The following is a 26,435-nucleotide window of genomic DNA, read 5'->3' as shown; positions in this document are numbered from 1 at the left end:
AGATATATAATATGGCAAGCCTTGTCACATGCGCACTGCTGGCAGCGGAGACTAGTTATGATCAAGATTAAAAAATTATCTGACTTTAACTTGAGAGAGTTATGCCTAATCAGTGCGATAGTCTCCGCGGTTCTTTTGGGGATTGCCTTCAAATTAAGTGATTTATATCCATTTGGAGATAGACTCCTGCTTTCTTGGGATTCTAGACTCCAATACAAAGATTATTTTTCTTATTTATGGGATGTGCTTCATGGAAATGCATCCATTTCATATTCTTTCGGGAAATCTTTCGGCGGAAGAATGATTGGTATTTTTTCCTATTATTTATCGAGCATCTCAAGTGTTTTTTTATTTTTTATTCAAAAAGAGCAGATTCCTCAGGCTTTATCGTTTGTATATCTTCTAAAGACTATGGCTTGCAGCATAACTGCAGCTATATATATTAAGAAGCGTTATCCTTCGATAGAAAATATATTTACTATATTGCTGTCTATTAGCTATGCATTAATGAAATATAACGCTGCTAATTGTCGGAATATAATGTGGCTTGATGGGGTGGTTTTTATCCCATTGGTCTTTTTGGGAACCTATTACTGTCTCAATAATCGAAAGAATTGGTTGTTATCTGTATTCGTTGCATGTGCAATTCTCTCGAATTGGTATACCGGTTATATGGTCTGTATTGCTGCAGGCATTTACTCGTTATATGAACTCATTCTATCTGATAATAGTGCGAAAGATAATTTTAGGAGCTTTGGTAGATTTACAATATATATGCTAATAGGTTGTGGAATTAGTGCGATTATTCTCCTCCCATCATGCTTGTCCTTGCTGGGAGGCAAGGCTTCAGGTTTATATCTGAACTTTTTTACAACAGAGCGAAACATGCGAATTCTTAAAGTGTTTGCTGGATTCGCTCTCGATGCTCCATTCAACCAACAGGGCGCTTCCATTCTTTATATTGGTGGCGTCGTTCTAGTTTTGGTAATCTATTCATTCTTTTCCAAGATTACAATAAAAAATAAGTTTGCAAATTTTTTTCTTTTGCTTCTCCTTTTTGTCAGCTATCACACAAAGGAAGGCGAGCTTGTCTGGACTGCTTTCGTTAGAAGCTACTCATATTATTTTAGATTTGCTTTCGTGAGTGGCGCTATTCTCTTGGTTATAGCTGCAAACGTGGCTGAAACTCTTTCTCATACACCGCGCCGAGCGCGAGCTACTGGGTTTACTGCCTCAGCGGTAGTAATCTTTGTATTTACATATTTACTTGCAAGTGAAGGACTTTTTCATAGTGTTTATATCGCCAAAATATATCTTGGCCTTCTAAGTGTATATATCCTTCTATTTATATTTGCAAATAGATATATCTGTAACACATTCCTTTTTCCATTGTTATGTCTTGAATTGACTTGTGGCACATATTTTGGACTTGGTGGCTTTCCAGCAGGAAGCTTCCCAGAAACAGTTGGTAAATATAGGGATTATTATGTATCAACAAATAATTTGATGGATGAAATTAAAGGACTAGATAGCTCGTTTTACCGCATTGAAAAAGCTTATTCATATTTAGACGGTACGAATATTTCCAACGTTGCAACAGGGGAATCGTTTATTTTTGGATATAACAGCTTAGAACACTATAGTTCGACTTATGATGCAACTTCGGACCAATTTATGGCAAATGTTGGCTATTCTGATTACCCGCTCTTGCAGGTTAATCCGACCGATACATACTGGAATGACTCACTTCCGTTGATGGAAACTCTTCTTGATGTGAAATATGTTGCTTACTGGAGAGACCTATATGGCTATAAAAAGCTTAAGCTAAAGAATAATAGCGAGATCCCTAGTGGTTGGTCGGTATACGAAAACAATCGTGTATTACCCCTTGCATACGCAATTGACGGTACAGATCTGGATATTACCTATACAGAAGACCCATTTAAAAATCAAAACCTCATTGTTTCAGTCATGCTAGGACAGAAAACACGGGTGTACCAGAAAGCCAGAATTACACAAACTGGTCAAGGCGAGGATGAGTCGTATGATATTGCTGCGGATGCTGGAGCTTATTATTTGTATGTTGATGGAAGAGATGTCCATAGAAATTTACGGCAAGGCGATTGCGAAATCTATGTGAATGGAACTCTATTGCAGCCGGTATGCAATCGTTTCTTTATTAATGCAGTTTCTTTGGGGGAATATAAAACTGGCGATGTGATTCATGTTCTGATTAAACATCATAAAAAAGATGAAACTAAAAGTCATACAATTTATGCGTATAGAATTGATGAGAGTGTCTATAATCAAGCGTTCTTCACCTTAAAAAATAATATTCCCGAAAGCACTAAAGTGGATGGCAATGAGGTCTATGTTTCCACAGAATATACTGAGCCAAAGACGCTCTTTTTCTCGATTCCTGTTGATGTCGGCTGGAATTGCTATATTGATGGGGTAAAAACGAAGTTAGAAACATTTGGAAAGACGTTCATATGTGTCCCGCTTACATCAGGACACCATGATATTAAAATGGTTTACCATACCCCTGGTTTAGCAGCTGGAGCAGTTATTAGTGGCATCAGCTTAGCCTTACTGATTATCTTGTCTTTCTTTAAGTATCAAAGAAAAATAAAGGATAAGACTAAGAGCAAGCATGCTAAAGGTTATTTTAAAAATAGCTATAGAAGCGTTGATATGAGTGACAAGTATCCTTCTGTCACTTCAGACAGCTTATTGCCCTAAAGGGCTGATTACTTTATGCATATTTTAGCGTTTAATCAGCTTGTATAGCATTGTGTTTCGTATGTTTCTGGTAATACTATGCAACAATCCTTTTCTAGTAGATTTGTAGAAGACCTTGCTATCTCGCCATACTGAAGAAATGTGGTAAAACGTCCAGTTATTGAGTAAATTGTGGTTGGGAAAAGCTAGGATAGCCCCAGCTTTCTTAGGATAAGTTTTGGATTGCGTAGTGCCCTTCTTGCCCTTCTCAAAAAACGCCTCAACCTCAAACCTAACTTAATAATTTTATTGCTCTTTATCTGGGAGAGCCTATCCTGTAATCTATTTGCAGCCCTGAGATTTGAGGCAGCCAATCTGTTTAAAGTATTTATCTCATCATTCTGAGCCTTGATAATTTCTTTGAGCTCACAATAGCTTGTGATATTTTTTTCAAAAAGATAGAGCTCAAGTTCAGGCATGAACCATCGTTCGTTTTGTTCAATACTAGAGAGCTTTGAAAATTGTGCCCTAGCATGCTGCAACATGTATTCGCGCAATTCACATGCAACAGCCCATCCTTCATCCTCTGGAGAGTGAGCTGAAATTTCGTCACTCATAGCAAGAAATATTTTAAAATAACTGTAGCAATTGAAGAACTTAAGTTTACCTGACATTGTCGATCCTGAGCGGACTCGGCGCTTGTAGAGTGAGTCATGAATACAATTTGCCCGTCTTGCATGTAAGAGAGACTTGAACGTATAAAAGTTATCCTCATAAATGATTCCAGGAAGAAACCAAAGATTATTATTAATAAAATGCTCTCTACGTGTCATTTGCATACAGGGAGAAACCCAATAGTCCCCGTCATTCCATAATTCTTTTAGTAATGTAGGTCCATTAAGGACATCTGAGTGTAGATAATGCCTTTGATAGTTTCCTTCAAAGTGTTGGTATGTTTCAATGTCATCGGTAGAATGTGCGAAGCTTATGCCCTCAAAAAAGAGGACATCAAGTTTTTCAAGCTCCATTTTTGTATACAGTTTTTCAAGCGCATATATATCAAGCACATCGTCGCTATCAATGAAGTAAATATATCTTCCTACTGAATAGCCTACACCTGTATTTCGAGCGACGCTCTGACCTTGATTTTCTTGATGTAGAAGTATTATTCGCGGATCGTTTTCAGCAAAATTTTTGATTAATTCGGAGGAGGAGTCGATGCTTCCATCGTCTACACAAATGATTTCAATGTCGTTTTTACTTTGATTTACAAGAGAATCAAGACATTCTGAAAGGTATTTTTCGGAGTTATATATGGGAACCACAACGCTAATTGATGGTTGAGTCATGCTTTTTCGAGGAATTACTATTATTTCTGACCGTTCCTCAGATGAGGATATTTTTTCAAATCCAGCTCGTACTCCTTGGAAGAAGTTGTAATCTGCTTCCTCTTCATATGATTCATAAGCCAAATCAAAAACACCTGTGCTGCGTACAGCACCAGAACTAAGTGCATGTACTGCGATACTTCGCGCATCGTTACTGGTCAATAAATCAAAGTCGCTACGAATAGTATGTGCAGCTAACGCGCGGGCGCTCGAGAGAACAAGTGGGTTATTGTATTTATTAGATGCAAATACACCATTTGCTCCAAGAAGATCTATCCATGGTTTGGCAAGTTCAGATGCATAGGGATTTATATGATTTTCTTTGCGTTCTTTTGAAGTACTTGCCTGGACTATTACTGCAGTATCACAGGCAGAAATCTTTGATGCTTGCAACAGAGCGATTGAGCACAGAAGAGCATCGTTTCTAAATGATGTATTAGTCTCGAATTGATAGAAAAGAGACTTTAAAAAGTCTGTTCTATAAACTTTGCCTAACACACTTGGTGAGGTAACTTGTAGTAATTGCTTTGGTGCTGTAGTTGAATTGAACGGGTAAATGCTGCTGTAAATTGCTTCGTTGTATCCGAATGACTCTTGTGCCAGCTTTTTTGAATCTAAGTTATAACATGTTTGTTTATTGAGTAGGATGTCAGGAGATTGTGTTTCAATAATTTCTCCTAAAAGCTCAAGGCATGATGGTTGTAGAAATGTGTAGTTATTGATAAACAGGATAAAGGCACCCTGCGATTTGTTTATTGCGGTATTGCGCAACGATTCTCCACCATCGCTGATAACCTGGAATCGAGAATCCTCATGTGCATATTTGGCCAAAATTGTACCAGTGTTACCCAGTGAGTTTTGGTCAAAGCATAGAACTTCAAAACTAGAAAAAGTTTGAGCGTGTAAGCTATCTAAGCATGTTCGAAGGGTTTTTTCTCCATTGCGAACTTCCAGCACTATAGTGAATAGTGGTGAATTCTTAGGGTTTGATAACTCAAATTTCTGAGATATTGTCTTGTGGTGCGCAACATAGGATTCTGGACTCTCCAGAACTTGCTCGATAAATCCGCGATATCTACCAGTAAGATAGTCTAATTTAAAAGACCCTGACTCTAGTCCTTGGGTAAATTCAGCTTGGACTTCTTTTAAGAAATCAATTCTCAGGCTGTCAGCAAGGCGCTTATCATTCCAATCGTATACAGTAGCCGTGCGTGACCAGATATCGGCTTGATAAGTTTTCTTAAGGGCAGGTCGTGCATTTATATAGGCATGGACGGATTTCATTTCATCGCAGACACAAAATACTTTGCCTGAAGAATGTACGCTGCTATTGTCATTATCAATGCGGTAATGCAGCCATCCCTTTTTTAGTAGGATTATAGATTGAGCTGCCATAATAACTTTTAACAAAAAAGCTGTATCTTGATAGGAAGCACCAGGAGTTTCTAGAAAATCAATTTCATTTCTTGCAAGAAAACTTTTCCTATAAATGCCACTCCAGATTCCTGATGCACCATCTAAAAGCTTTTTCTTCTCGCCTACGGTAAGAACCTTGTTATAAGGTATACCAGCATAACGTTCAAACAGAATATCATGCTGGATAGGCTTGGTTTGAAAACGATGCCAATTTGCTTTGACAACGTCCGCATCCCTCTTCTCAGCAACTGCAAAGAGATTGGCATACATGGTTGGGGAAGCAAAATCATCTGTTTCAACGATTCCTATATATTCGCCTTGAGCATGCTTAAGCCCCAAATTCATTTGGTGGCCATAGCTTTTTTTATCTGAAACTATGACAGTTACGCGAGGATCATTTTTTTCGAACTCTCTTAGTATTTCTAGTGTGCCATCAGTTGAACCTGCATCTACGCAAATGATTTCAATATTGCGAAGCGTTTGATTGCAGACGCTTTGTACACATTCACGAATATAAGGCCTCACGTTGAGTGAGGGCATAATAACGCTTATTGCGATGGTTTTCCAATTTAGCACTTTTTGTACTTCAGACCAGCTATCTGTCTCATAAAAAAATTTTCTCGGTTTGTCTGCTACACCTAATTCTTTAAAAGCTCTTGATAGCGCTGGAACTATTTTCTGGTACGTTGAGATGTCAATGCTATTTTTATACCAGTTTGTAAACGTGACACAATAGTTAATGAAATCCTGTTCAAAGCGATCATAAAGTTTTTTTTCTTGGAGAAAATCTCTCACCTTAATGAGAGCATCAAAAAAGCAGTGCCAACTTTTTTCTCGTGTAACAGCTAGAGAGCCTTCGTGTACCCTTTGATGAATCAAGATATCGTTGATATAGTCAATTTTATTAGCTAGTAGGGTGGCTCCTACCACAAAAAATAAGTCATTTGTTGTGCGCTGTTCCTGGAAATATAACGAGGAATCTTTAATAAATTGAGCTCTGAATAGCTTGTCCCAAGGCCACCAAATAAAAGCTTCAAAAAAGTCCTTCTTTATATCGGTTGCTTGGAAGTAATTATTAGCTGGTATCAACTCAGATTTAATAGTCCATGGAGTATCAATAGTTTCTTTTGTCTCGTGAATGAATTTGTTACACCTACATATGGCAACATCAAGTTGCTCAAAATCAGAAATAGCAACTAGTTTTTCTAACATGGTCAGTTCAAAGACGTCATCACTATCCAAAAAACTGAGGTACTCTCCAGTAGCAATTTCCATTCCCCTGTTTCTTGCAGCGCCTGCACCAGCGTTTTTTTGTTCTATTATTTTAATGCGAGAATCATTTTTTGCATATTTGTTTAGGATAGTAAGACTTGAGTCACTACTGCCATCGTCTACACAAATTACCTCAATATCACTTAGGGTCTGAGATAGAACACTTTTCAAGCACTCGTCAAGATATTCCTCTGCATTAAATATTGGAATAATTACGGATACTTTTGGCATACTGAATATCTCTCTTCTCTATTTATTTTTATGCTTCCTTATTATCTCTTATAGCAAATGTAGAAAGCAAACCTTCTTCTATGTTTCGTTGTGGAGCATTCTATTGCAGGGCGTTTGTGCTGGTATTCAAATTTTACTTGTGGAGATGCGTATCTGCATGCGCATTTGAATCCATTAATACTTTTTCAACTTTCTTAGTTAATCCACCATATGGTGAAGAACTGCATAATTTTTAATGTGATAATACTGATTTGATTAGTCTATTAGGTGCTGATATTTCCAAGGAGATAAATAATGGCTTTCATTTCCGTTGTCCTATCAGTGTTAAATGATGCGCCTTTTTTGAATCAGTGCCTTGACAGCTTTCTTACCCAGACATCTGATGACTTTCAACTTATCTGCATTGATTGGGGTAGCAATGATGCATCACAGGTCATTCTTGCTGAATATGCTCAACGAGATGAACGTATAGCAATTATTAATGGGTCTGATAGCGTCCAAGAGGAGATATATAATTCCGCAATTCAATGTGCAACAGGAGAATACATCTTTTTTTGTGATGCAGGCGATTATGTTGAAAGCATCTTTATAGAACGCCTACAACATCAGCTAAATACCTGTCAGGCAGATGTAGTGCTTTTTGATGCAGAAACGTTTGACTCCCATACCAATGCAATAGTTCCAACAACTCAAATGCGGCCTCAGTTTTATAGTAATAAAACAGTCTTCTCCTACAAGGATGCTCCTCAGCATATTATGACAATCTCTTCAGCTGATATTTGGAATAAGCTGTTTAGCTTGAGCTTTCTGAAAGAGAAAAAATTAAGCTTTTCACCATTTAATAAGACTACGGAAATTGTTTTTATTGCACTTGCTTTATGTGAGGCAAGTCAATTCGTGAGCCTCAATGAAAAGTTAGTACATCATCGTACGAAGAAAGGGAATCTTCGACATATCAAACACTCACCAACAGATGTTCTTACTGCGGTAACACAATTGTATGCTGAACTGTGCAATCGAGAGCGTTATGAAGAACTAGAATTTTCGTTTGCAAATTTTGCTGTTAGAACACTCGCGCAATGTTTACATGGAATGTCCGATGCTCAGGAGCGCTTTGTGCTTTGCAGTCATATTGCACACTCTGAACTGATACAAACGAAGGTATTAGCTTTTAAACGAGAAAGCTATGAGAGCTGCGGAGATTATGATTGTGTTTGTGGATGTGATTCAGCGTATAGGTATTACTCTAGGATAAAAAATCTAAAACAAGGTTCTACGGAACCCTATATCCTCAAGGATCGTGCTTCGACCATTCTTCCGCCAAAGGTGTCTATTGTTATTCCTGCCTATAACGTGGCTCCATGGATTGGACAATGCCTTGATAGTATACTTCGTCAAACTTTACAAGAGATAGAAATAATTATTGTTGATGATGGGTCTACAGATACCACTCTCGATGTGGTATTGAACTATGCCCAACGTGATACACGTATAACGGTGATGTCGCAGCATAAACCGGGTCATTCCTGTGCCAGTTCAAGAAATGCGGCGTTGAATTGGGATCACCAATGGGGCGATTATCTCTATTTTCTGGATGCTGATGACTGGATTGAGCCAAATGCGCTTCAGACCCTTTGGGTGAGAGCGGAAAAAGATCAGCTAGATGAAGTTATTTTTGATGGCGCAGCATTCATTGATGATACAGAAGTGCCGTGTAAGCAAACAGAGCAAGAGTTTTATAAATTTTCAAGCTATTATCATCGCTACCATGAATACCCTGGCATATGGGGGGGAAAGGAACTCCTATGCGCCTTCCATGCGGCTGAGGAATATCGCGTAAATGTTGCCTTACACTTTTTTAATAAATCCTATTTTGATGCGTCTCATCTACGCTTTAACCAATCAGCTGCACATGAAGATAATATATTTACCTTTCAGGCACTCTGGCATGCTAAGCGAGTTGGATATATACCACAGGCATTCTATCGTCGGCGTGTTCGCAGTGATTCTCTCATGACGTCTGCCAAACAATTCAAACATGCACATGGTTATTTTCTTGCCTATCAAGAAGTTCTTACGGAATTGTGGCGTTATCCGTCTGAAGTAACTCAGCAGATGCGAACCGCAAATATGATAGCAACACAATTGCTGCGTAATGCGCGCAGTGATTATCACAAGCTTTCTTTTGCAGAAAAATATGCATTTTGGGCGTTAAACTCGATTGATCAGAGGAATTTTGAGGTGTTGGTACGTGAGCCAGACACCTTCCGCACACGTATGGAAGATGCTGAAGCATCAAGAGAGAGAGCGCTCGTGGCAAAACGTGCTGCGGAGGCGATGGCACGTACGCACAAGCATGCCGCATCCTCTGCCGCTGCGGCTCTTAAGAAAGAGATGCAAGCGCACAGGAAAGCTGAGTCAGCACTGAGAGACGCCCTTGAGAAAAACAGGCGCCTACTTTCCTCCAAATCGTATCGCATAGGGTCAGCCCTTGTGAAGCCTGCAAAGAAGATACGTGAAGCGCTTAAGCCAAGAAAAAATAGTAGCAATCAGTAGGCTTGATTAGTGCTTGAGTAAGTTGCGCAGTATTGGACCAAGCGGCGTTTTGAGTATGAATCTACTAAAGCCCTGCAACCCCTTTTGTTTGATCCCTTGCCAAATTTTTGTGTTTTGCATACGCTCTGCGTAATAACGTTCTCGATAATCGTTGCGCTGATTACGTATGGTGACATAGCGCTCTAGGCCCATCTGCTTATGGTAGAGTGGCTCATTGTGTTTTAGGAGGTAGAGTAGCTCCTCGGGACTGCGCGCTATAAACTCATGTTGGTCTTCAAGATGAGGAAGAAGAGCTGCGATATAGCCGTCTTTAATGTAGCGCGCTTTAAACTTGAATGAGACAAAGTCATCATCTCGGAGATCTTCGATGATGACACCAGCAGCAAAATGTTCAAAAGATTTTTCTGCTGCCTCATATGCACCCTGTTCTATGAGAAGAGTCTTCATGCGGACAAGAGCATCCATGCGAAGATTTTCAGCTTTGATTTGCTCACGAGCGATACGCACCGCGCCCATCGCACGATCGCGCTTAAGAGTGCGTATACATTTTAGTGAGCTACATTCGAGAGTATGAGCTGTTAGTAGTGTACGCAACATGAGCTCTGAGGGGTCATAGTCAAAGGGGTATTTTTCCAGATGGTCAAAGACCTGTGAAAGTAAGGTTGTTTTGATGCAAAAGTTTCCAAAGTTTGTAGGCATGAGTTCAAAGAGTTGAGGGTAGATTGTCTCAATCGTGCTCATCCCAATAGGGCATTCAAGTGTATTGAGTGAATCCACAAGCAAAATATCTGCTGAGCTTTGACGGGTAACGGCAATTAACTGTTCTGCACTATTCTTTTGCAGGGTGGCATTGCTCGCTACTACATATACTTTGTCAGTACGTATATAAGCAAAGACTTCGTGAGCATTACCATTGAGATAGCTGATACGCTTGTCAAAGCTGGCAACATGCTGGGAAAATATAGCAGAATAATCCCAGCTTCCCCCTTCATCCCATGCAATGATATCGATGGGTGCAGAGCTGTTTTGGGTATTGAGTAGACGTAAAATACCTGAGATAAACGCATAGTTATTATGCGCATTTACCAGTAGAGTAAGCTCAGGGCTTTTAACGCGCTCAAGCTTTTTTAGTTTTTTGTCGTAGAGCCCCATTACTTCGCGATAAAAAATTTTGCGTGTTTCTTCTATTTCAGGATTTTCGAGCACCGCTTTGGGCTTCAGTCGACTGAAAATTTTTCTTACTCGTTCAAAGAGTTGAGGGTCAGGTTTTTGAAGCTGCATACCATTAAAAATGCTAACGGTAAGGCGTAGTACTCGTCGAGTAAAGTGACGATAAATCTGTGCGTCTGCCTGGGGATAACGGTCAAAGATGGCGAGCATATCTTCCATGCGTGACAAAGGGATAGTGTAGTCAGTAGTAAACATCGAAGAGTTCTCATTAGTGCGGCGGTAATGGTAGTACGCTTTGGGTACCCATACCAAAGTTTTGGCACTCAGCGCCGTGTCAAAAAGCCAAGGGTTATCTACCCATCCCGCGCCACGCGCCTCGATAAAGTGAATATTGTTTTGGGTGAGATATTCACGACGATAAATGCATGCCCAGACTGCAGGATGATCCCGCACAGTTAAAGCTAGCTCGGGCACTGTGCCAAGCGTGACGCGATAAGGCAATCCTCTATAGCTTGGAGGAGTGGTTACCGTTGCAGGTTCATACTCATTGGCATCCCAATAGTGGTAAAACGAAGAGCGTACAATATCGGCCTTTGTTTGTTCAGGATGTTGTTCAAGATATGACTGGGCACATGGCAAGATGTCTTGACTGGGTAGCAGATCAATCTGTGCATAGCGATACAGATCTTCAAACATATGCGCATCGATAAAGTCGTCTGGCTCGAGAATACCAATATATTCGCCAGTAGAAGCAGCGATTCCTGTATTAACCGCACAACCATAGCCACCATTCTCTTTGTCAATAAGCCTGAATTGTGGATAGCGGTTGACATATTCCTGTAGGATAGCGAGAGAATTATCAGTAGACCCATCGTTTACACAGATAATCTCGATGCTTTTGAGTGTTTGTTGAGCGAGTGAGTCCAGAGCCTGCCTGAGATATTCTTCCTCATTGTATGTGGGTACAATTACCGATACTGCAGTCATCTGTGCTTCTTTCACCGTGTGAGCTTTGCTTAAAACTTTATCATCACGAATAATGCTATCTTGTTTTGGACTTGTATGTCTCGTCGATATGTTCATAAATAAGCTGGGCAATACGTTCAGTTGAACCTGGTGTTATCCCTTCGAAGTAGGATTGAGTAAAAGCGGAGTAATTTTTTTGAACGCGCGCCAAATACTCACGGTTATGCAGAGCTGTGGCGATGTCTTCGGCATGAATTGCGCCAAACAGTTGTGGGTTGTGCAGAGGATCAATATTGAGACCGGGAGAGTAAGAATACTCCTCATAATCTGGCATAAAGAAAAGTACCGTACTTCCTATAAGGCCAGCTTCCAGAGCGATAGCTGAGTAATCGGTTATTACTACGTCTGCTAAACGAAGTAATTCCTCAGTGCTGTGACCAGGCAATACAAATACGTTGGCAGGAAGTCTGTCAGGATTGTTGAGTGTGGTCAGGGGATGCTTTGACACAATGAGATTAATGGGAAGTTCAACCAATGCAGTAGAGAGACTATTGATAGCAGTCTCTTGCCAGTCATCTTTGGTGTGCGAGGGGCGCAGGGTGGGGGCGTATAAAACATTCATATTGCCGTTATTGAGCCAGGGATAATCAGCGACAAATTTGGTTTTAAGTTCAGCTTGACTTGGCCCTGTAAGAAGACGGTCAATGCGGGGGAGACCAAGAGCTACTACATAATCTTTAGGATAGAAAAATGCCTCTTCATATGCAGCATTGCCTCCGGGACCAGCGGAGATAATGAGATCATAGTTTTGATGCATGTGAGCAAGTCTTGCGTATGAGGAGGAACGACCCGCAGCTGTGTCAATGCTCTGAAAGCCAAACTTTTTGATAGCGCCTACGGCATGCCATAACTGTATAACAAATACGCCTTTTCGTTTATGAGGTATACAAACGGTGGGGTTATAGCCATCAAGGACAACCACCTTAGATGTTCTTGCATACCAAAGCTGGGAAGTCATGTGACGTATCAGTTGCCCCAAGCCATGCTGTTCGGGTTTGCTTGTGCGAATAACAATAGATAGCTCAGGATCATTTTTTTGTAGACAGCTTGCAAGCATGCAAAAATCAACAGAAGGGACTTTACCTTGTCGCGATAAAAAAGCTACACGTCGCTTGAGTGGAAAGAGACTAAAAAACACAGAAAGTAGACGAAGACCTATACCGAGTACGAATAGCATAAATCGACCTACTTTGATTCTATAGGCATGTTAAAGATATGGGCGATTGCTCGTTGAGATGCATATCCATCATCTTTAGGTAAAAAGTATTTGCGGAACTTCTGATATGCCTCCCCATAGTTTTCCTGCCATGTATCAAGTTGTTGTATTGCCTGGATAACCTCTTCTCCCGTACTGCATTTAGGACCAGGAATCGTGTGGGGATCAAAGTAAAAACCACGCACGTGATCATCATAAAACTCAAAGTCTGGCCAGTAGAAAATGAGAGGACGTTGAGTAACAGCGTAGTCAAAAAAAACCGAAGAATAATCAGTCATTAGTGCGTCTGCCACAATATATAGGTCATTGATATCAGCAACAGCGGCAGCGTTATATACAAAGCTGTCATATTTGGCAAAATCAAACTCATTTGCAATGTAATAATGTGGGCGGAAAAGGATGCACCACTCGTCACTGAGCTGCCGCTGCAAAAGATTAAAATCAATGAGGGTATCCTGGACATACCCGATACCTGCTTTGTAATCGTTATCTCGCCATGTAGGTGCATAGAGTAAGAGTTTCTTGTTTTGAGGGATGTTAAGTTCATCCATAATGGCTGCTTTGGCGTGCGTAAGACTATCGGGGGTCTTACACGCACGCGCAATGCGATCATTGCGGGGGTAGCCCACTTCAAGCACCGTAGAGGAACGACGTTCTGGTTCAAGCCCAAAAGCATCGCTGAGATGCTTAGAGGTAAAGGGCGATGGTGAGATAAGATAACTCCACTTTGCTGAATCAATTTTGAAACGATTAGCAAGTTCAAGTGTGGTATTGAGTGCATTAGTTGTATTTACTTGTACATCAAAACCTAATCTTTTTAGGGGTGTGCCATGCCAGCACTGTACATAAACTTGGTCGGGTTTGGGCAGTACATACTCAGGACAACGTGCATTAAAAATCCAGTATTGAGCACGGGCTAGAATACGGAGGTAGTCCTCAGTACTACGTTCGACAAAATGAGCACGAGAAAGGCGCGGATCATTTTGAAATTGTTCGAGTTTGTCCTCACGGAAAATCCACCACAGCTCATAATCATCAAAGTAGCTGTTGGCACACATTGCCTCATATATAGCACGAGGGGAGTCGGCAAAAGATCGACCCATAAAACAGCTAAAGACAACCACCTTGGAATCTGTTGCGATATGTGCTGTAAGGCGCTCATACCTCCGGCGTTCATGTGCCCACCATCGTGCACGAGACCACTGACGAGTACTGGGGAAGTAACGTAGAATTGCTTTGCCTACTGTGCGTATGAGCTGATTTAGCTTTATATGTGGTGTATTCACGTCAGTCCCTTTAGGAGAAATATCCATAGTACTTATAAGTATAGGCGAACAAATAAAGCAGGTGGAAATGGGTGGTAGAATATTTGCATTGATTTGATTGTCTATGACAAGGAGAGTTGCTCTCATGCCGTATTTTGAAGGAAACGGGGAATATACCGGACTCAAGCGTGTATTGACTTATGGAACTTTTGATCTCCTTCACTATGGACACATTCGTCTTTTGCGTCGCGCTGCGGCACTTGGGGATTATCTTGTAGTTGCCCTTTCTACTGATGAATTCAACCAGAGCAAGGGCAAGACATCGTTTTATGATTACGAGACCCGCAAAGAAATGCTTGAAGCTATCCGCTATGTTGACCTTGTTATTCCTGAGAAAAACTGGGAACAAAAACTGAGTGATGTGAAGGACTATCACATTGACACCGTTGTTATGGGTGGTGATTGGGCGGGTTCTAATCGCTTTGAGTATCTCAAAAAATGCTGCGATGTTGTATATCTTGATCGTACGCCGGGAATTTCTACTACTGATGTAAAAGGACGACTTCAGAAATAAGATGAGCATGAGTGAAGAAGCAATGGGTGGCGTGGATACGACAGGCGGTTATCGCTTTATTGAACAAAGCCTAGAAGGAATTACGGCTCAACCTATTTTTGTCGCAATTGAGCAAAAGGGAAAAATTCTCACAATTAAACTCCCAAAAGGAGCGATACTTTCCGCATCTTCTTGGATTGTACTTACTCAGAAGAAAAAAATACTGTGGGCACGATTGGTTACCCAAGAAGAGCTGCTTAATCAGCAGCTTGTAGTTGACCTGGCAGAGATAGGTATCCATCTTTGCGAGAACCATGTGCCACGCGCGTTGTTTACTCTTTTTTCACCTGCAGCTGATGCTCCTGTGTGTTATCAGAGCTTTAAGCTTCAGTCATCTCATCCCATTCAAGATGACAAAATAATTGTGCATTTTGATCCTGTTGCCTTGCCGGCAAATTGTATACCTCCCCATACTCTGGTTTTTCATCAAAAAACTGCTGGTAATTTCCCGACAATTGCAGCGTATGTTGCCAACAACACTTCATTGCTTTCCGTTGTGGTGTGTTGGTCTGATGAGTTGCTTTCTCGTTTTGTCTCAGGAATTGCTGACGTCGCTCGGTGTAAACGTAACGGTTATGTAACTCTTAAAGTCAAGTTACGTAAAGGTAATTACCGAGCGAAAGCTCTTGAACTTATCTATCGCAGTGTGTCCGAGCCTGTCTCTTTTGTACTTGATACAACTGTTTACGAACAAGGGGACTGGATTTATCTCAGTACATGCTTTGATACGAATGCCTTTGAGTTTCGTGAGATTTACTGGGACCTGCTTATTAACCTTGAGCAAGATGGCAAAACGGTCAAAACATTTGTGAAGTGTTCTAGAGCGCTCATAAAAAGACTTGCGATATGGGGGGATTCAATTTCGCTTGATAACGGTTTGTTGCTCTTCCCTTATCCCACATTGTTAGCTTATCGACTTGCCTTTGCGGTGCGTCCTGCTTCACCATATGATTCGTTACTAACACGTCTTTATGGGATAGCAGCGCGTATATGTGCGCAGATGTTTGGTTCTTTTTACAAAGATCGGCACATTTGGTTGGTGTATGAGAAGTTTTGTGAGCTTGCTGAGGATAATGGTTATCATTTTTTTCGTTACTGTATGGAAGAACTTTCTGCAGAAGAAAAAAAGGATATTTATTATGTCATCGACAAAAATGCTCCCGCTTATGACAAGGTAAAGCAATATGGTCGACATATTATTAGCTTTATGAGTTTTAAGCATCTTTTTTACGCCCTAATTGCAAAGCTATATGTGGGCTCAGACTCTAGTGCTCATCTTTATCAGTGGCGCCCCAAGCCCAATATCGTCCAATCGTGTATTCGTAAACATGACATGCTCTTTTTGCAGCATGGCGTTATCGCCTTGAAGCGTGTTGACCAAGGATTTGGTGCAGATAGTGCCAGCTCTATCACGTATTTTTTGACTTCATCACAGGCAGAAAAAAAGATTATTGTTGATCATTTTGGTTATGCTGATCATCAAGTTGCTGTTTTAGGACTTTCGCGTTGGGATACTTTGGAAAATCGCGCCAATAAAGCGCGTCCCTCTATTCTTGTCATGCCCACTTGGCGTCCCTGGCTTGAAGAACAGAGTATGAATGTCTTTGTTCAGAGTGACTATTACAAGGCATATCAGGCGTTGCTGACCAATAAAAAGTTGACGGGGCTTCTTGAGATGTATGATGCGACGCTCCAACTTTTTATCCATCCCAAGATTAATGAATTTATTGAGGCATTCCATACGGATAATCCGCGTGTCCAATTGATACCTTTGGGGGAACGCCCGCTCAATGAACTAATCATGGAGTGTTCTTTGTTGGTGACCGACTACTCTAGTGTGTGTTGGGATGTACTGTATCAAAATAAGCCCGTTGTGTTTTATCAATTTGATCAGACAGAGTTTCTAGAATATGTGGGAAGTTATATTGATTTTGCTTGTGATCTGCCCGGTCCTGTAGGTACAACGGTAGATGAAACAGTCGAAATAATTACTTCCGTGCTTGAAAATGACTGTGTGGCCCTTGATGTCGATTTGCAAAAAGCTGCACAGTGGTATGCCTATCGCGATAAAGAAAATCGTGCACGTACCTATCAATTTATCAAGGCACGTGGCTACTGATTTCCTTATGTTAAAATGCTAGAAAAAAGTAAGTTCCAACTATGCTTCGTAATAGTATTACTGAGCATATTGTTCTAGATACGTGATTGTTTTCGCTTGTGCCGAGAGGATACTATCTATGCATACAAGTCTAAAGAATTCCATCGTAGTCTGCGGCCTTGCCTTTGCTTTGGGTGCCACTGCACCTGTTGTTGCTTTTGCGGCAGATGGTGAAGGCAGTTCTGAGGTATCGCCTATTGTTGCAAGCGCTCCAAACGAAGGAGCAATGACGGCTGCAGCTCCTGATACAAATGGACCTGCAGATCTCAATGCAGATTCTCCTATGGGCGGAGAAGACCAAGCCCAAAACTCTTCGGAGGATAAGAAGGAAGAGGAAGTTTCTGTAGAGGAACAAAAGAATCCTGAAGCTAGTGTAGTTACTCCAACGGAGCCCAACGAAGAAGAGATTACGGCTCCACGTCACATGGCAACCGCGCGCCGTGAGACTCCTCAATCTCAACCACTTGCCAATGGCACCTATGTTATTGGTTCAGGAAATTACAAGGGCCTTTCCAAGGTTATTGATGTTTGGCATAACAAAGAGCATGACCATGCAAATGTTCAGATTTACGAGAATAATAATTCTGAAGCTCAGCAATGGGATTTGACCTACAAGGGTGACGGATATTACTCCATTGCCAAACATGGTACTAAGTTGATGTTACAGGTTAACACACAAGAAAAAAACAATATTGAGATTTGCCAAGAGCAGGTAGATTCTGATGCTCAACTCTGGTTCTTAAAGAGACTTGCCAATGGCGCTTATTCTATCGTCTCTAAGCTTAATGAGGGGCAAGTACTTGATGTCTATGGTGGTAAGGTTGAAAATGAGTCAAATATTTGGCTCTATAAATCAAATGATACGCTGGCGCAGCGCTTTTATTTCTATAAAGCACATCCTGAAGTAGCTCCGAGCGATGTTGATAAGAAGAACGGTGCATATCTTATCAAGGCTACAGCTAATTCTAGCTGTTTGGTTGGCATTAAAGGCTCTTCCAAATCAAATGGAGCAAATGCTCAGCTCGCGCGTCGGGTATCTGGTGATCAGGCTCAAAAGATATATCTCCAGACGGCAGGTGAGGGCTACTATTATCTTAATTTGTTGGGTAGTGGCAAGGTTCTCACTATGAAGAACAGTGTGGTTGCCGGATCTAACGTGTACCAAGATACCAAGAGAGGGCAAGACAATCAAAAGTGGGCACTACGCGGTAATACTGATGGTAGTTGCTGCCTTGTCAATAAGGCTACGGGTCTTGTGTTGGATATTAGTGGCGGTCTTGCACGTAGTGGCACCAACCTTCAAGGCTTTGTGGCAAATAATTCTGCTGCACAAAACTTTAGTTTAGATAAAGTATCTCTTCTTGATGAGGGTATTTATACGATTAGCAATCTCTTGAATCCTCATAAAGTTCTTGATGTCCAGAGTGGGTCAAATAAATCTGGCGCAATGGTAAGAATGTATAATTCTAATGGCACCCGTGCCCAGCGTTTTGAGGTGAAACTCATTGAAGCAAATGAGGGTCTCTATCGCATTCGTACCGCCTCTTCGGGCGGCTGGGTAACGTACGATCCTGTAAGTGGTCGTATTATTCAAAATGGCAGCAGTTCTACTGTGGCTGATGGAAACAATCAATGGGTTATTGGTTGGAATGGTACTCAGCTTTCGCTTTACCATGCCGCTGATACCAACAAGGCTTTGAACATGACAGGCGATGGCAGCACACTCTCTTTGGCTGCTGCGAATGGATCCGCATCTCAAAACTTTATCTTTGATGCCGCTCAGCTCATTGCCAATGGCACCTATAAGGTTGTTTCTCAGCTTGGTACCGTATTGGGTGCTGGTCGTACTGACAATCGCAACGGTGGTAATATCACTGCTGGTAGATTCAAAAACTATGATAGTCAAAAATTCCAAATTACCAATGTAGGTAATGGCTGCATTACTCTCAAGAATGTCAACTCTGACAAGATGGTCGATGTATATCACGGCTCTGGAGCTAATGGCGCCAACGTTAACCAATACAAAAGCAACGCTACTCCTGCCCAAATGTGGAAAGCTGAAATTGCTGACGGTGGCTGGATTAGCTTTAGGAATCTTGGATCCGGTTTAATGATGGATATTGCGGGCGCCTCCAAGAGGGATGGGGCTAATATTCATCAATGGGAAAGCAACAATACAGCAGCCCAGAAGTGGACGTTCCAAGATACAAGCCACTGGGATTTGAGTAACGGCAACTATGTATATGTCAATGAGCGGGGCAAGAGGAGCAGGTGGCAATATACTACTTACGCTAGCTATCGTAGAATTAATAATCTATCGAGTGGTACCAAATACCTTATTGCTCTTGATCAGAGCCGTTTTTACGTCAATGTATACCACCTTGAGAATGGTACGTGGGCGCCTCATAAGAGTTTCCTATGTGCTGTTGGCAAGCCTGGATCTCCTACGCCCAAAGGCCTGTTTAGAAGTACAGGCAGAAAGGATTATTACGGAGATATCGGACCAAATGGCATTGTGTATGAGACCGGTGAGTACTACTGGACCTATTTCCCCAATGGACTGATTTTCCATTCACGGCTTTATTATGCGAAAACGCATACACTGTACCCTTATGTAAATAGGCTTGGCGCTCGTCAATCTGGTGCTTGCTGCCGTCTTGAAATTGGAAATGCCAAGTGGATATTCGATAATATTTCTCGTGGGACTACAGCTCTGTCCTACTAGATATGATTCGATAGCCTTTTTAGAGGATGGCGTTTTCAAGCGCCATCCTCTTTTATCGGATTAAGTGATAGGGGGCGTGCATATGTGGCTTCAGTTTTTACTTGCGTTGCCGGTATGCTTTATATTTGTTTGCTTACCAGGTTACCTTTTTGCAAGGGCATGTAATTATGACCCCTTCTTTTGTTTTGCATTTGCACCCCTTATTACAACAACGATATATACCTTGCTGGGCATCATTTTTGTCAGGCTCGGTGTATTTGCCTCATGGGCAAGCGTTGCTCTTCCCTCCATTATCGTTTCTCTACTTATTTATATAGGTGGTGTATACCTGCGACATACACAACAGAAATCGATAAGCGTTTCTCATCATGCCGCAAGTCGCTCTGTGTCGATCGGCTTTATAGAAGAGCTCAAAATCTTTGCTCCCTACCTTGTAATTGCGCTTGTTGTGTGCGTGTTTTACTACATACGACCTTTGGATGGGCCGGCATCTTTTACTTGGAAGACAGACAATTCCGTGCACCTAAATCTGGTATGGCGTTATGTGAAGTCAGGGGAGTGGTCAATTTTTAGTTCCTCTTTATTTGAGGATGTATCCCATGCATCCATTATGGGAAAGCCTTATTATCCAGCGGCATGGCATGTGCTCGCGGCAATGATTACGGGTTTCACAAAACAAAATGCAGCTTTTGGTGCCAATGTCATAAATACCATTTTGCTTGTACCTTGTTTTACTGCAGGAATATATTTATTTTTGCGTACTACACTTAAGGAAAAGACACTTGCCTTGCGCTTAGGAGCTCTTCTTCCACTTGCCTTTGGAGTGTTTCCGTGGCACATCCTTATCCCTCAGGCGAAGAATGCGTTTTTCTTTGGCATGGTTTTGCTTCCAGCATTTCTTGCAGTATGCATTATGGTGTTTGAGGATGCCCTTCAAAAAAAATATGAGTTTGGAAAGATTACTATATTTGTCATTGGATTGCTCGCTCTTGTTTTTGCGCATCCAAGCATGGCTTTTACTTTAGGAGTTGCCCTTATTCCTTATCTCATATGGGTAATATGGCGTGGATGCACAAATAATATGAGACACAATTCTTGGCTTGGTGCATTTGTAGCAGTTGGGGTATTCCTATTTTTCGTCATGGTAGCATGGCAAGTTTGCTACGAAATTCCCTTAGTTAATTCTGTAGCCCAGTATATACATTATGCCTATGCTCCCGTTCGCGCTACGGCCATAGAAGCTTTATTTTTGGGCTTCAAAGATGTGCCTGCCCAGCCTGTACTTGCTTTGTTTGTATGGCTTGGAGTCCTGTATAGTTTTTACCGTAGAAAGTATCTTTGGATAAGTGGAAGCTTCTTTCTTTTTTGCACGCTCTTTATTATTTCAGCTTCTCTTGATGGTTCCTTCAAGCAGTATATGACGGGATTTTGGTATACCGACTGGAATCGTCTTGCGTCTATTGCTTGTATTTTGGCGATGCCTCTTGCAGCACTTGGTATGGAGTCAATGGTGCGAGTAGCTCAGTATTTGTTTGGGCAGCTCGCTGTTCATGATGTGCAAGGCCATTTTAAATGCTTCCTAATACCTTGTATATTTTTAGTGGTTTCGTTTGTAATGATTTTTTATCCCAATATCACAATCCCGTATGAGGATGTCACTCTTTCGACTGCATTTGGATATACAAGAAACCGAGCATATACATTTAATGCTATTTCCTACTCAATTTTGGATCAAGATGAGCGTGATTTTCTTGTTAAGGTTAAAAGTATTACCGGGGATAATCTTGTACTGAATGTACCTGGTGATGGTAGTGCCTTCGCTTATCCCTTGAGTGATATCAATACCTATTATCGTCAATTTGGAGGAGGAAATACTCCTGAGAGTGAACTTATTTCAAACAAGATTAATGAGTATGCGAGTAATCGTGAAGTGCAAAACGCAGTAAAAACAACAGGTGCACAGTACCTTCTGCTTTTAGATAAAAATTTTGATGCCAAGTATGCTAAATCAAGTCTCTTTGATAAGTTTCATAGTAGAGATTGGCAAGGTTTTGTATCGCTTACTAATGAAACACCGGGGTTTAAAGTAGTTCTCGACGAAGGTGATATGAGATTGTACAAAATTGATGCACTAACAGATTAACTAAGTTCGGAGAATCTTTTTTGCGAGTTTAACGAGCTGCGTGTCAGAAAGTAGGTCAAGATAATAGTACACGCCAAGTTGACGCTTTGCATAGGCTTTAGCTTGGGCAAAGTCTTTCTCACGAAACATTTCCAGTACCTGGGCACGGTCCTCTGGAGCTGATTGGGGCTCACGAATGGCAGCACCGTGAGATGCGACCTCGTCAATAGCAGAGTCTTCTAAAACAAGACGTGTTGCTTGTATGAGTGCTTTACCTTTTTCGGTGTTTGCAAGCACTGCTGAGATGCCATAGTGATCGTTGAGTCTGCCGCCCTGGCTGGATAAAAGTTCGGGGCGAACTTGTTCGATGCCCCAAAAATCACCAATAGAGATATCCGAGATACGCTTGGGATTGGCATAAGAACAGCTGTAGCACGATTCACGATAGAATTTGGAATTTTGGAAGAGATACCAGTAGGCTTCCTGGAATGTCGTCTGGCGGATGGTTTTTCCGGATTTGAGTGTGACCTTTGGTTTGTAGCCAGTGCCGCGTTCTTTATCACGGAAGATATATTCATCGATATCGTCATGATAGATTTCTTTGAGATGCGAGAGATAGCAATTAAGGTGCTGTAGTGACGTATTTCCGTGGCAAAAAATATCTACCGTGGTAAGTGTGTCATATTTTTTTTCGAGATAGCCATAAAGCCCTGCAACCTGACAAGGCAAGCCAGAGAAGAGCACCTGCTCACCCTGAATCAACTTTGCACGAATTTCCTTAAAGCTGGGATATGACCGTCCCTGTGCATATTTTGATCCCTGCAATTGAGTCAAATCTTCTTGTTCGGTAATAGCAAGATGGAAAATATCCGCCTGCGAATTTTCAATCTTCATGGCGGCGCCATAGACGCTGCCCCCCTCAGCTAAAAATGCTGTTGCGAGCTCAAAAAAGGCACCACCTGAGGCAGAATGCTGGAGCACAGTAGTACTTGGAGACTGTGCTGCAAAAACGGTCTTTGGGAGCATTTTTTCAGGCGGATTGAGGACGGGACAAACCTTACGGCAGCGTTTGCAGTCAATGCAGGCTTCCTGATCTATAACCGAATACAAAAACCCATCAGGAGTGTTTTGCATCGTGATAGCGCTATCCATCGTGATAGTGCAAACAGGACAGGCAATGGAACATGCCCCGCACCCGGTACATTTAGAAGGGGGTATGACTTCTTTCATTATCGATCTCGCCATTCACTTTGAATCATGTCACGGAAGAGCTCCCGATGTGTCTCACAGCTTACCCAGTTATCTAAAATAAGCCAGTCGGTTTTGTCAAAGCGTCGGCGCATCTTCCATGTGCGATAGCGCCCACTTGTAAGCTTGTTAAGGCCAGCATAGATAAGGGAACGCCCAAATTTACCAAGAAGTCTATCAAGGTAGAAGCCCTTGCGCGCCTCAAGACGCGTGCGATAAATCTCTGCATAACGCGCCGGGTCTTGGATTTCTTGTCCGCGCTGCTGAAATGCCCCAAGAATTTCAGTTTTTTCTGTATCGCTAGCCAAGCGAATGGTGTTTTGCGGCTTGATACGCAGATTGTAATCAACTCTCAGGCCATCTTTATCAATAGTTACTTCGAGTAGGAGTCCTGAGTAGCGATATTCATTGAGGGTAGGACGCGCAAAGAGAAAATCACCCTGTCCATATAAAAGCGTTTTTCCTTGGTAGCTTTCAGCACAGCCGATGCAGTGGGTATGCTGTCCCACTACAAGATCAGCACCAGCATCGACAAATTTTTTGAATACCCGACGTTGAGTAGGTAGGGGATAGCGGAATTCAATCATGCCACCGTGATAAAAAACGATGAGATAGTCACAGAGGGTCTTTGCCTGGCGAATATCATCGAAGCTCTCTAGGGGGTCATAGGGATTGACGCCTGCTTTTTGGTCGCTCGCAGCATTAAATTCATGCTCGGCACAGGCATAAAAACCAATTTTTAATCCTTCATATTCGAGAATATAGGGTTCGCGGGCTTGGGCTAGATTTACACCTGCTCCAACGTGGGCAATATTGTTTTGCTCAAAAATGTCAAAACTGTGCTGGATGCCTTCTGCGCCCAAGTTATTACTGTGGTTATTTGCCAATACAAAGAGATTGGGATTGATAGCGTTAATGCCGGGAAGACAGGATACCGGTGTGGTAATAAGGGGTCCATGTTTTTCAATAAGAGTACCCTTGCCCTCAAATACGCTCTCAAAGTCAAAAACACGATAGTCAAATGCTTTGAGATAATCCAAAAGCTCAGAGCTATAGAGTGTCTCAGCATCGCCTTGCTCAAAAAGATCAAAATTTTGTTTGGTAGGGGCGAAATCTCCACCTATCAAAAGTTTCATTTCAGATCCCTTCGTTTGTGGTGAGGTTGCCGTAGCGACAGCCTTTCGATGGGCGTGAATGCTAGTATACGGTATTGATTATATGGGGTTTAACGCACGTAACTGAGCAGGTGCTAAGAGTAATGGAGTAAAGATGAGTGATATGAACTTGCAAGGCAAGACAGTACTGGTAACGGGCGCTGCAGGTTTTATCGGATCGAATCTTTCAGAACGTTTGCTGGGATTGGGCTGTAATGTTGTTGGTATTGACAATATGAACGACTACTACGATGTTTCGCTTAAGGATTGGCGCCTCGCAAAGATTGGTGAGTATGCAAAAGCAAATCCTCAGGTTTCTTGGGACTTTATTCGAGGCTCGATTGCTGATAAAGCTTTAGTTGATTCCCTTTTTGGGCGCTATCAGCCCAACATCGTGATGAATCTTGCGGCGCAGGCAGGTGTGCGTTATAGCATTACAAATCCCGACTCCTATATTGAGTCAAATCTTATTGGTTTTTATAACATCCTTGAGGCCTGTCGACATAGTTATGATGGGGGAGCGCGTGGTGTGGAACACCTGGTTTACGCTTCGTCCTCATCGGTGTACGGAGGTAATAGCAAGGTCCCCTTTAGCACCGATGACCATGTCGATAATCCTGTTTCGCTCTATGCAGCTACCAAAAAATCTGACGAATTGATGGCACATGCCTATTCCAAGCTCTATGACATTCCCTCGACGGGACTGCGCTTCTTTACGGTTTATGGTCCGGCGGGGCGTCCTGATATGGCATATTTTGGTTTTACAAATAAGCTTTTACAGGGTGAAACTATAAAAATTTTTAACTATGGGAATTGCAGCCGTGACTTTACCTATATCGACGATATTATCGAGGGTATTGTACGGGTTTTTGTCCGCGCTCCTGAGCGCAAAACAGGTATAGACGGACTGCCCGTGCCTCCCTATGCCATATACAACATTGGTGGTGGTCGTCCCGAGAGTTTGCTTGATTTTGTGAGCACCCTGCAAGAAGAATTGGTGCGTGCAGACGTGTTGCCTCAGGATTTTGATTTTGAGGCACATAAAGAGCTCGTCGCCATGCAGCCCGGAGACGTACCCGTGACATATGCAGATACCGAAGCGCTGGAGCGCGAGTTTGGCTATAGACCTGAGACAACTCTGCGTGAGGGTCTGCGAGCTTTTGCCGAGTGGTATCGCGATTTTTATCTCAACTAGGTCCTGCGAACTTGAATAAAAATTCGAAAGAGGGAAGCATATGAACTTTGTCGATAAGCTAAAAGAGGCCTATCCCGTTCGTTGGTTGTACTTTACTTTGAAATTTAAGCTTCCCCTGCAGCTTATGGGCGAGCGCAAGCTTGAGGAGAAGATTTTTGCGCAGGTACTGGGGTATGTCCCTAATCTTGATGATCCGCAGACACTCAATGAAAAGATGTGCTGGCTCAAGCTCCATGATCACCGCGATTTTTGTACGATGGTGGCGGATAAATATCGTGTGAGAAGTTATATTGCTGAGCATTTTGGTGAAGAGCATCTAGTCCCACTGGTAAGAAAGCTCAATTCTTGGAAGGAAGTCACCAAAGAAGTTTTTCCAGACTATCCCACGATCATTAAATGCAATAGCGGTGCGGGCACTTGGAAAATTGTTCGAGATCGCAATAAAGTAGATTACAAACGCTTGAGGGGTCGTTGTCATGCGTGGATGACGCTCAACCATTACTATGAAACGCGTGAATGGCAATACAAAAATATTCAGCCTTGCTTGCTTATCGAAAAGCTTCTTATGGATTCTGAGGGGCGGGTGCCCGCCGATATTAAACTGCATTTCTTCAATGGGAAATGTGCCTTTGTATATAAAGTTATCGACCGCGAGGGTGATAACTACCGCGCTTTCTTTACACCTGATTGGCAGCTGCTGCCGTTTCAGTTCACTTCCAAAGCAAAGTACAAAAAAATTACCAAACCCATCGTTGAGCCGCGCCCACAATGTCTTGATGAAATGCTTCGCATTGGTACGGAGATTGCAAAGAATTTTAAGTATGTCCGTGTCGATTTTTATGACATGGGCCAACAGTTCTACTTTAGTGAAATTACGCTCTATCACGGTGCAGGCTACAACCAGTTTTATCCCGCTGAGTACGCTGATGAGTATGCGAAGCTGCTTGAGATTGGTTAAA

14 protein-coding genes are annotated in these 26,435 nt (G+C 42.0%); 8 read left to right on the top strand and 6 right to left on the bottom strand.

Annotated elements, in window-relative coordinates:
- Nucleotides 1–57: 57 nt before the first annotated feature.
- Complete coding sequence (locus tag BN4314_RS02110; protein WP_068539574.1) at nucleotides 58–2,742, top strand: YfhO family protein; 2,685 nt, start codon at nucleotides 58–60, stop codon at nucleotides 2,740–2,742.
- Nucleotides 2,743–2,927: 185 nt separating this feature from the next.
- Here the strand turns inward: BN4314_RS02110 and BN4314_RS02105 are convergent, their stop codons facing one another.
- Nucleotides 2,928–7,028, bottom strand: a complete 4,101-nt coding sequence (locus tag BN4314_RS02105; RefSeq protein WP_068539573.1) for a glycosyltransferase — start codon at nucleotides 7,026–7,028, stop codon at nucleotides 2,928–2,930.
- 294 nt (nucleotides 7,029–7,322) lie between these two features.
- Between BN4314_RS02105 and BN4314_RS02100 the strand changes: the two genes are divergently transcribed.
- The gene (locus BN4314_RS02100; protein ID WP_068539572.1) at nucleotides 7,323–9,584 is read left to right on the top strand and encodes a glycosyltransferase; all 2,262 of its coding nucleotides are present in this window, start codon (nucleotides 7,323–7,325) and stop codon (nucleotides 9,582–9,584) included.
- 6 nt (nucleotides 9,585–9,590) lie between these two features.
- On the opposite strand, the gene BN4314_RS02095 is transcribed toward BN4314_RS02100, so the two are convergent.
- From BN4314_RS02095 to BN4314_RS02085, 3 genes are read right to left on the bottom strand one after another with little or no spacing between them, the layout of a single operon-like run.
- The gene (locus BN4314_RS02095; protein WP_068539571.1) at nucleotides 9,591–11,741 is read right to left on the bottom strand and encodes a glycosyltransferase; all 2,151 of its coding nucleotides are present in this window, start codon (nucleotides 11,739–11,741) and stop codon (nucleotides 9,591–9,593) included.
- Between the two features lie 55 nt (nucleotides 11,742–11,796).
- Nucleotides 11,797–12,957 carry a CDP-glycerol glycerophosphotransferase family protein gene (locus tag BN4314_RS02090; protein ID WP_068539570.1) on the bottom strand — a complete coding sequence of 387 codons (1,161 nt, stop codon included), beginning with the start codon at nucleotides 12,955–12,957 and terminating at the stop codon, nucleotides 11,797–11,799.
- Between the two features lie 8 nt (nucleotides 12,958–12,965).
- Entirely contained in the window at nucleotides 12,966–14,282 is a 1,317-nt protein-coding gene (locus BN4314_RS02085; RefSeq protein ID WP_068539569.1) for a CDP-glycerol glycerophosphotransferase family protein, read from the bottom strand.
- 124 nt (nucleotides 14,283–14,406) lie between these two features.
- Between BN4314_RS02085 and tagD the strand changes: the two genes are divergently transcribed.
- The 4 genes from tagD to BN4314_RS02065 all read left to right on the top strand — a co-directional run bounded on the left by tagD (nucleotide 14,407) and on the right by BN4314_RS02065 (nucleotide 21,900).
- Nucleotides 14,407–14,835 (top strand): glycerol-3-phosphate cytidylyltransferase, encoded by a 429-nt coding sequence (gene tagD / locus BN4314_RS02080; protein ID WP_068539568.1) that lies wholly within the window; start codon nucleotides 14,407–14,409, stop codon nucleotides 14,833–14,835.
- Between the two features lie 7 nt (nucleotides 14,836–14,842).
- Nucleotides 14,843–16,993, top strand: coding sequence for a CDP-glycerol glycerophosphotransferase family protein (locus BN4314_RS02075; protein WP_187369526.1), 2,151 nt, complete (start codon nucleotides 14,843–14,845; stop codon nucleotides 16,991–16,993).
- A gap of 118 nt (nucleotides 16,994–17,111) precedes the next feature.
- Entirely contained in the window at nucleotides 17,112–19,757 is a 2,646-nt protein-coding gene (locus tag BN4314_RS02070) for an RICIN domain-containing protein (RefSeq protein WP_068539566.1), read from the top strand.
- An 82-nt stretch (nucleotides 19,758–19,839) separates the two neighbouring features.
- Nucleotides 19,840–21,900 carry a DUF6541 family protein gene (locus BN4314_RS02065; protein ID WP_068539565.1) on the top strand — a complete coding sequence of 687 codons (2,061 nt, stop codon included), beginning with the start codon at nucleotides 19,840–19,842 and terminating at the stop codon, nucleotides 21,898–21,900.
- On the opposite strand, the gene BN4314_RS02060 is transcribed toward BN4314_RS02065, so the two are convergent.
- Together BN4314_RS02060 and BN4314_RS02055 are read right to left on the bottom strand one after the other, a co-directional pair.
- The gene (locus tag BN4314_RS02060) at nucleotides 21,901–23,124 is read right to left on the bottom strand and encodes a Coenzyme F420 hydrogenase/dehydrogenase, beta subunit C-terminal domain (protein WP_082911124.1); all 1,224 of its coding nucleotides are present in this window, start codon (nucleotides 23,122–23,124) and stop codon (nucleotides 21,901–21,903) included.
- On the bottom strand, nucleotides 23,109–24,263 hold the full coding sequence (locus tag BN4314_RS02055) for a CapA family protein (protein ID WP_068539563.1): 1,155 nt from the start codon (nucleotides 24,261–24,263) through the stop codon (nucleotides 23,109–23,111). Before BN4314_RS02055 ends, BN4314_RS02060 begins: the two co-directional genes overlap by 16 nt.
- Before the next feature lie 133 nt (nucleotides 24,264–24,396).
- Between BN4314_RS02055 and BN4314_RS02050 the strand changes: the two genes are divergently transcribed.
- Together BN4314_RS02050 and BN4314_RS02045 are read left to right on the top strand one after the other, a co-directional pair.
- Nucleotides 24,397–25,476 (top strand): NAD-dependent epimerase/dehydratase family protein, encoded by a 1,080-nt coding sequence (locus BN4314_RS02050; RefSeq protein ID WP_068539562.1) that lies wholly within the window; start codon nucleotides 24,397–24,399, stop codon nucleotides 25,474–25,476.
- 40 nt (nucleotides 25,477–25,516) lie between these two features.
- Nucleotides 25,517–26,434, top strand: coding sequence for an ATP-grasp fold amidoligase family protein (locus tag BN4314_RS02045; RefSeq protein WP_068539561.1), 918 nt, complete (start codon nucleotides 25,517–25,519; stop codon nucleotides 26,432–26,434).
- The last annotated feature ends 1 nt before the right edge of the window (nucleotide 26,435 follow it).

The organism is Olegusella massiliensis, assembly GCF_900078545.1.
In the GTDB taxonomy this organism is placed as follows: Bacteria; Actinomycetota; Coriobacteriia; order Coriobacteriales; family Atopobiaceae; genus Olegusella; species Olegusella massiliensis.
The sequence above is the reverse complement of the archived record's forward strand: the minus strand, read 5'-3'. Positions and strand labels throughout refer to the sequence as shown.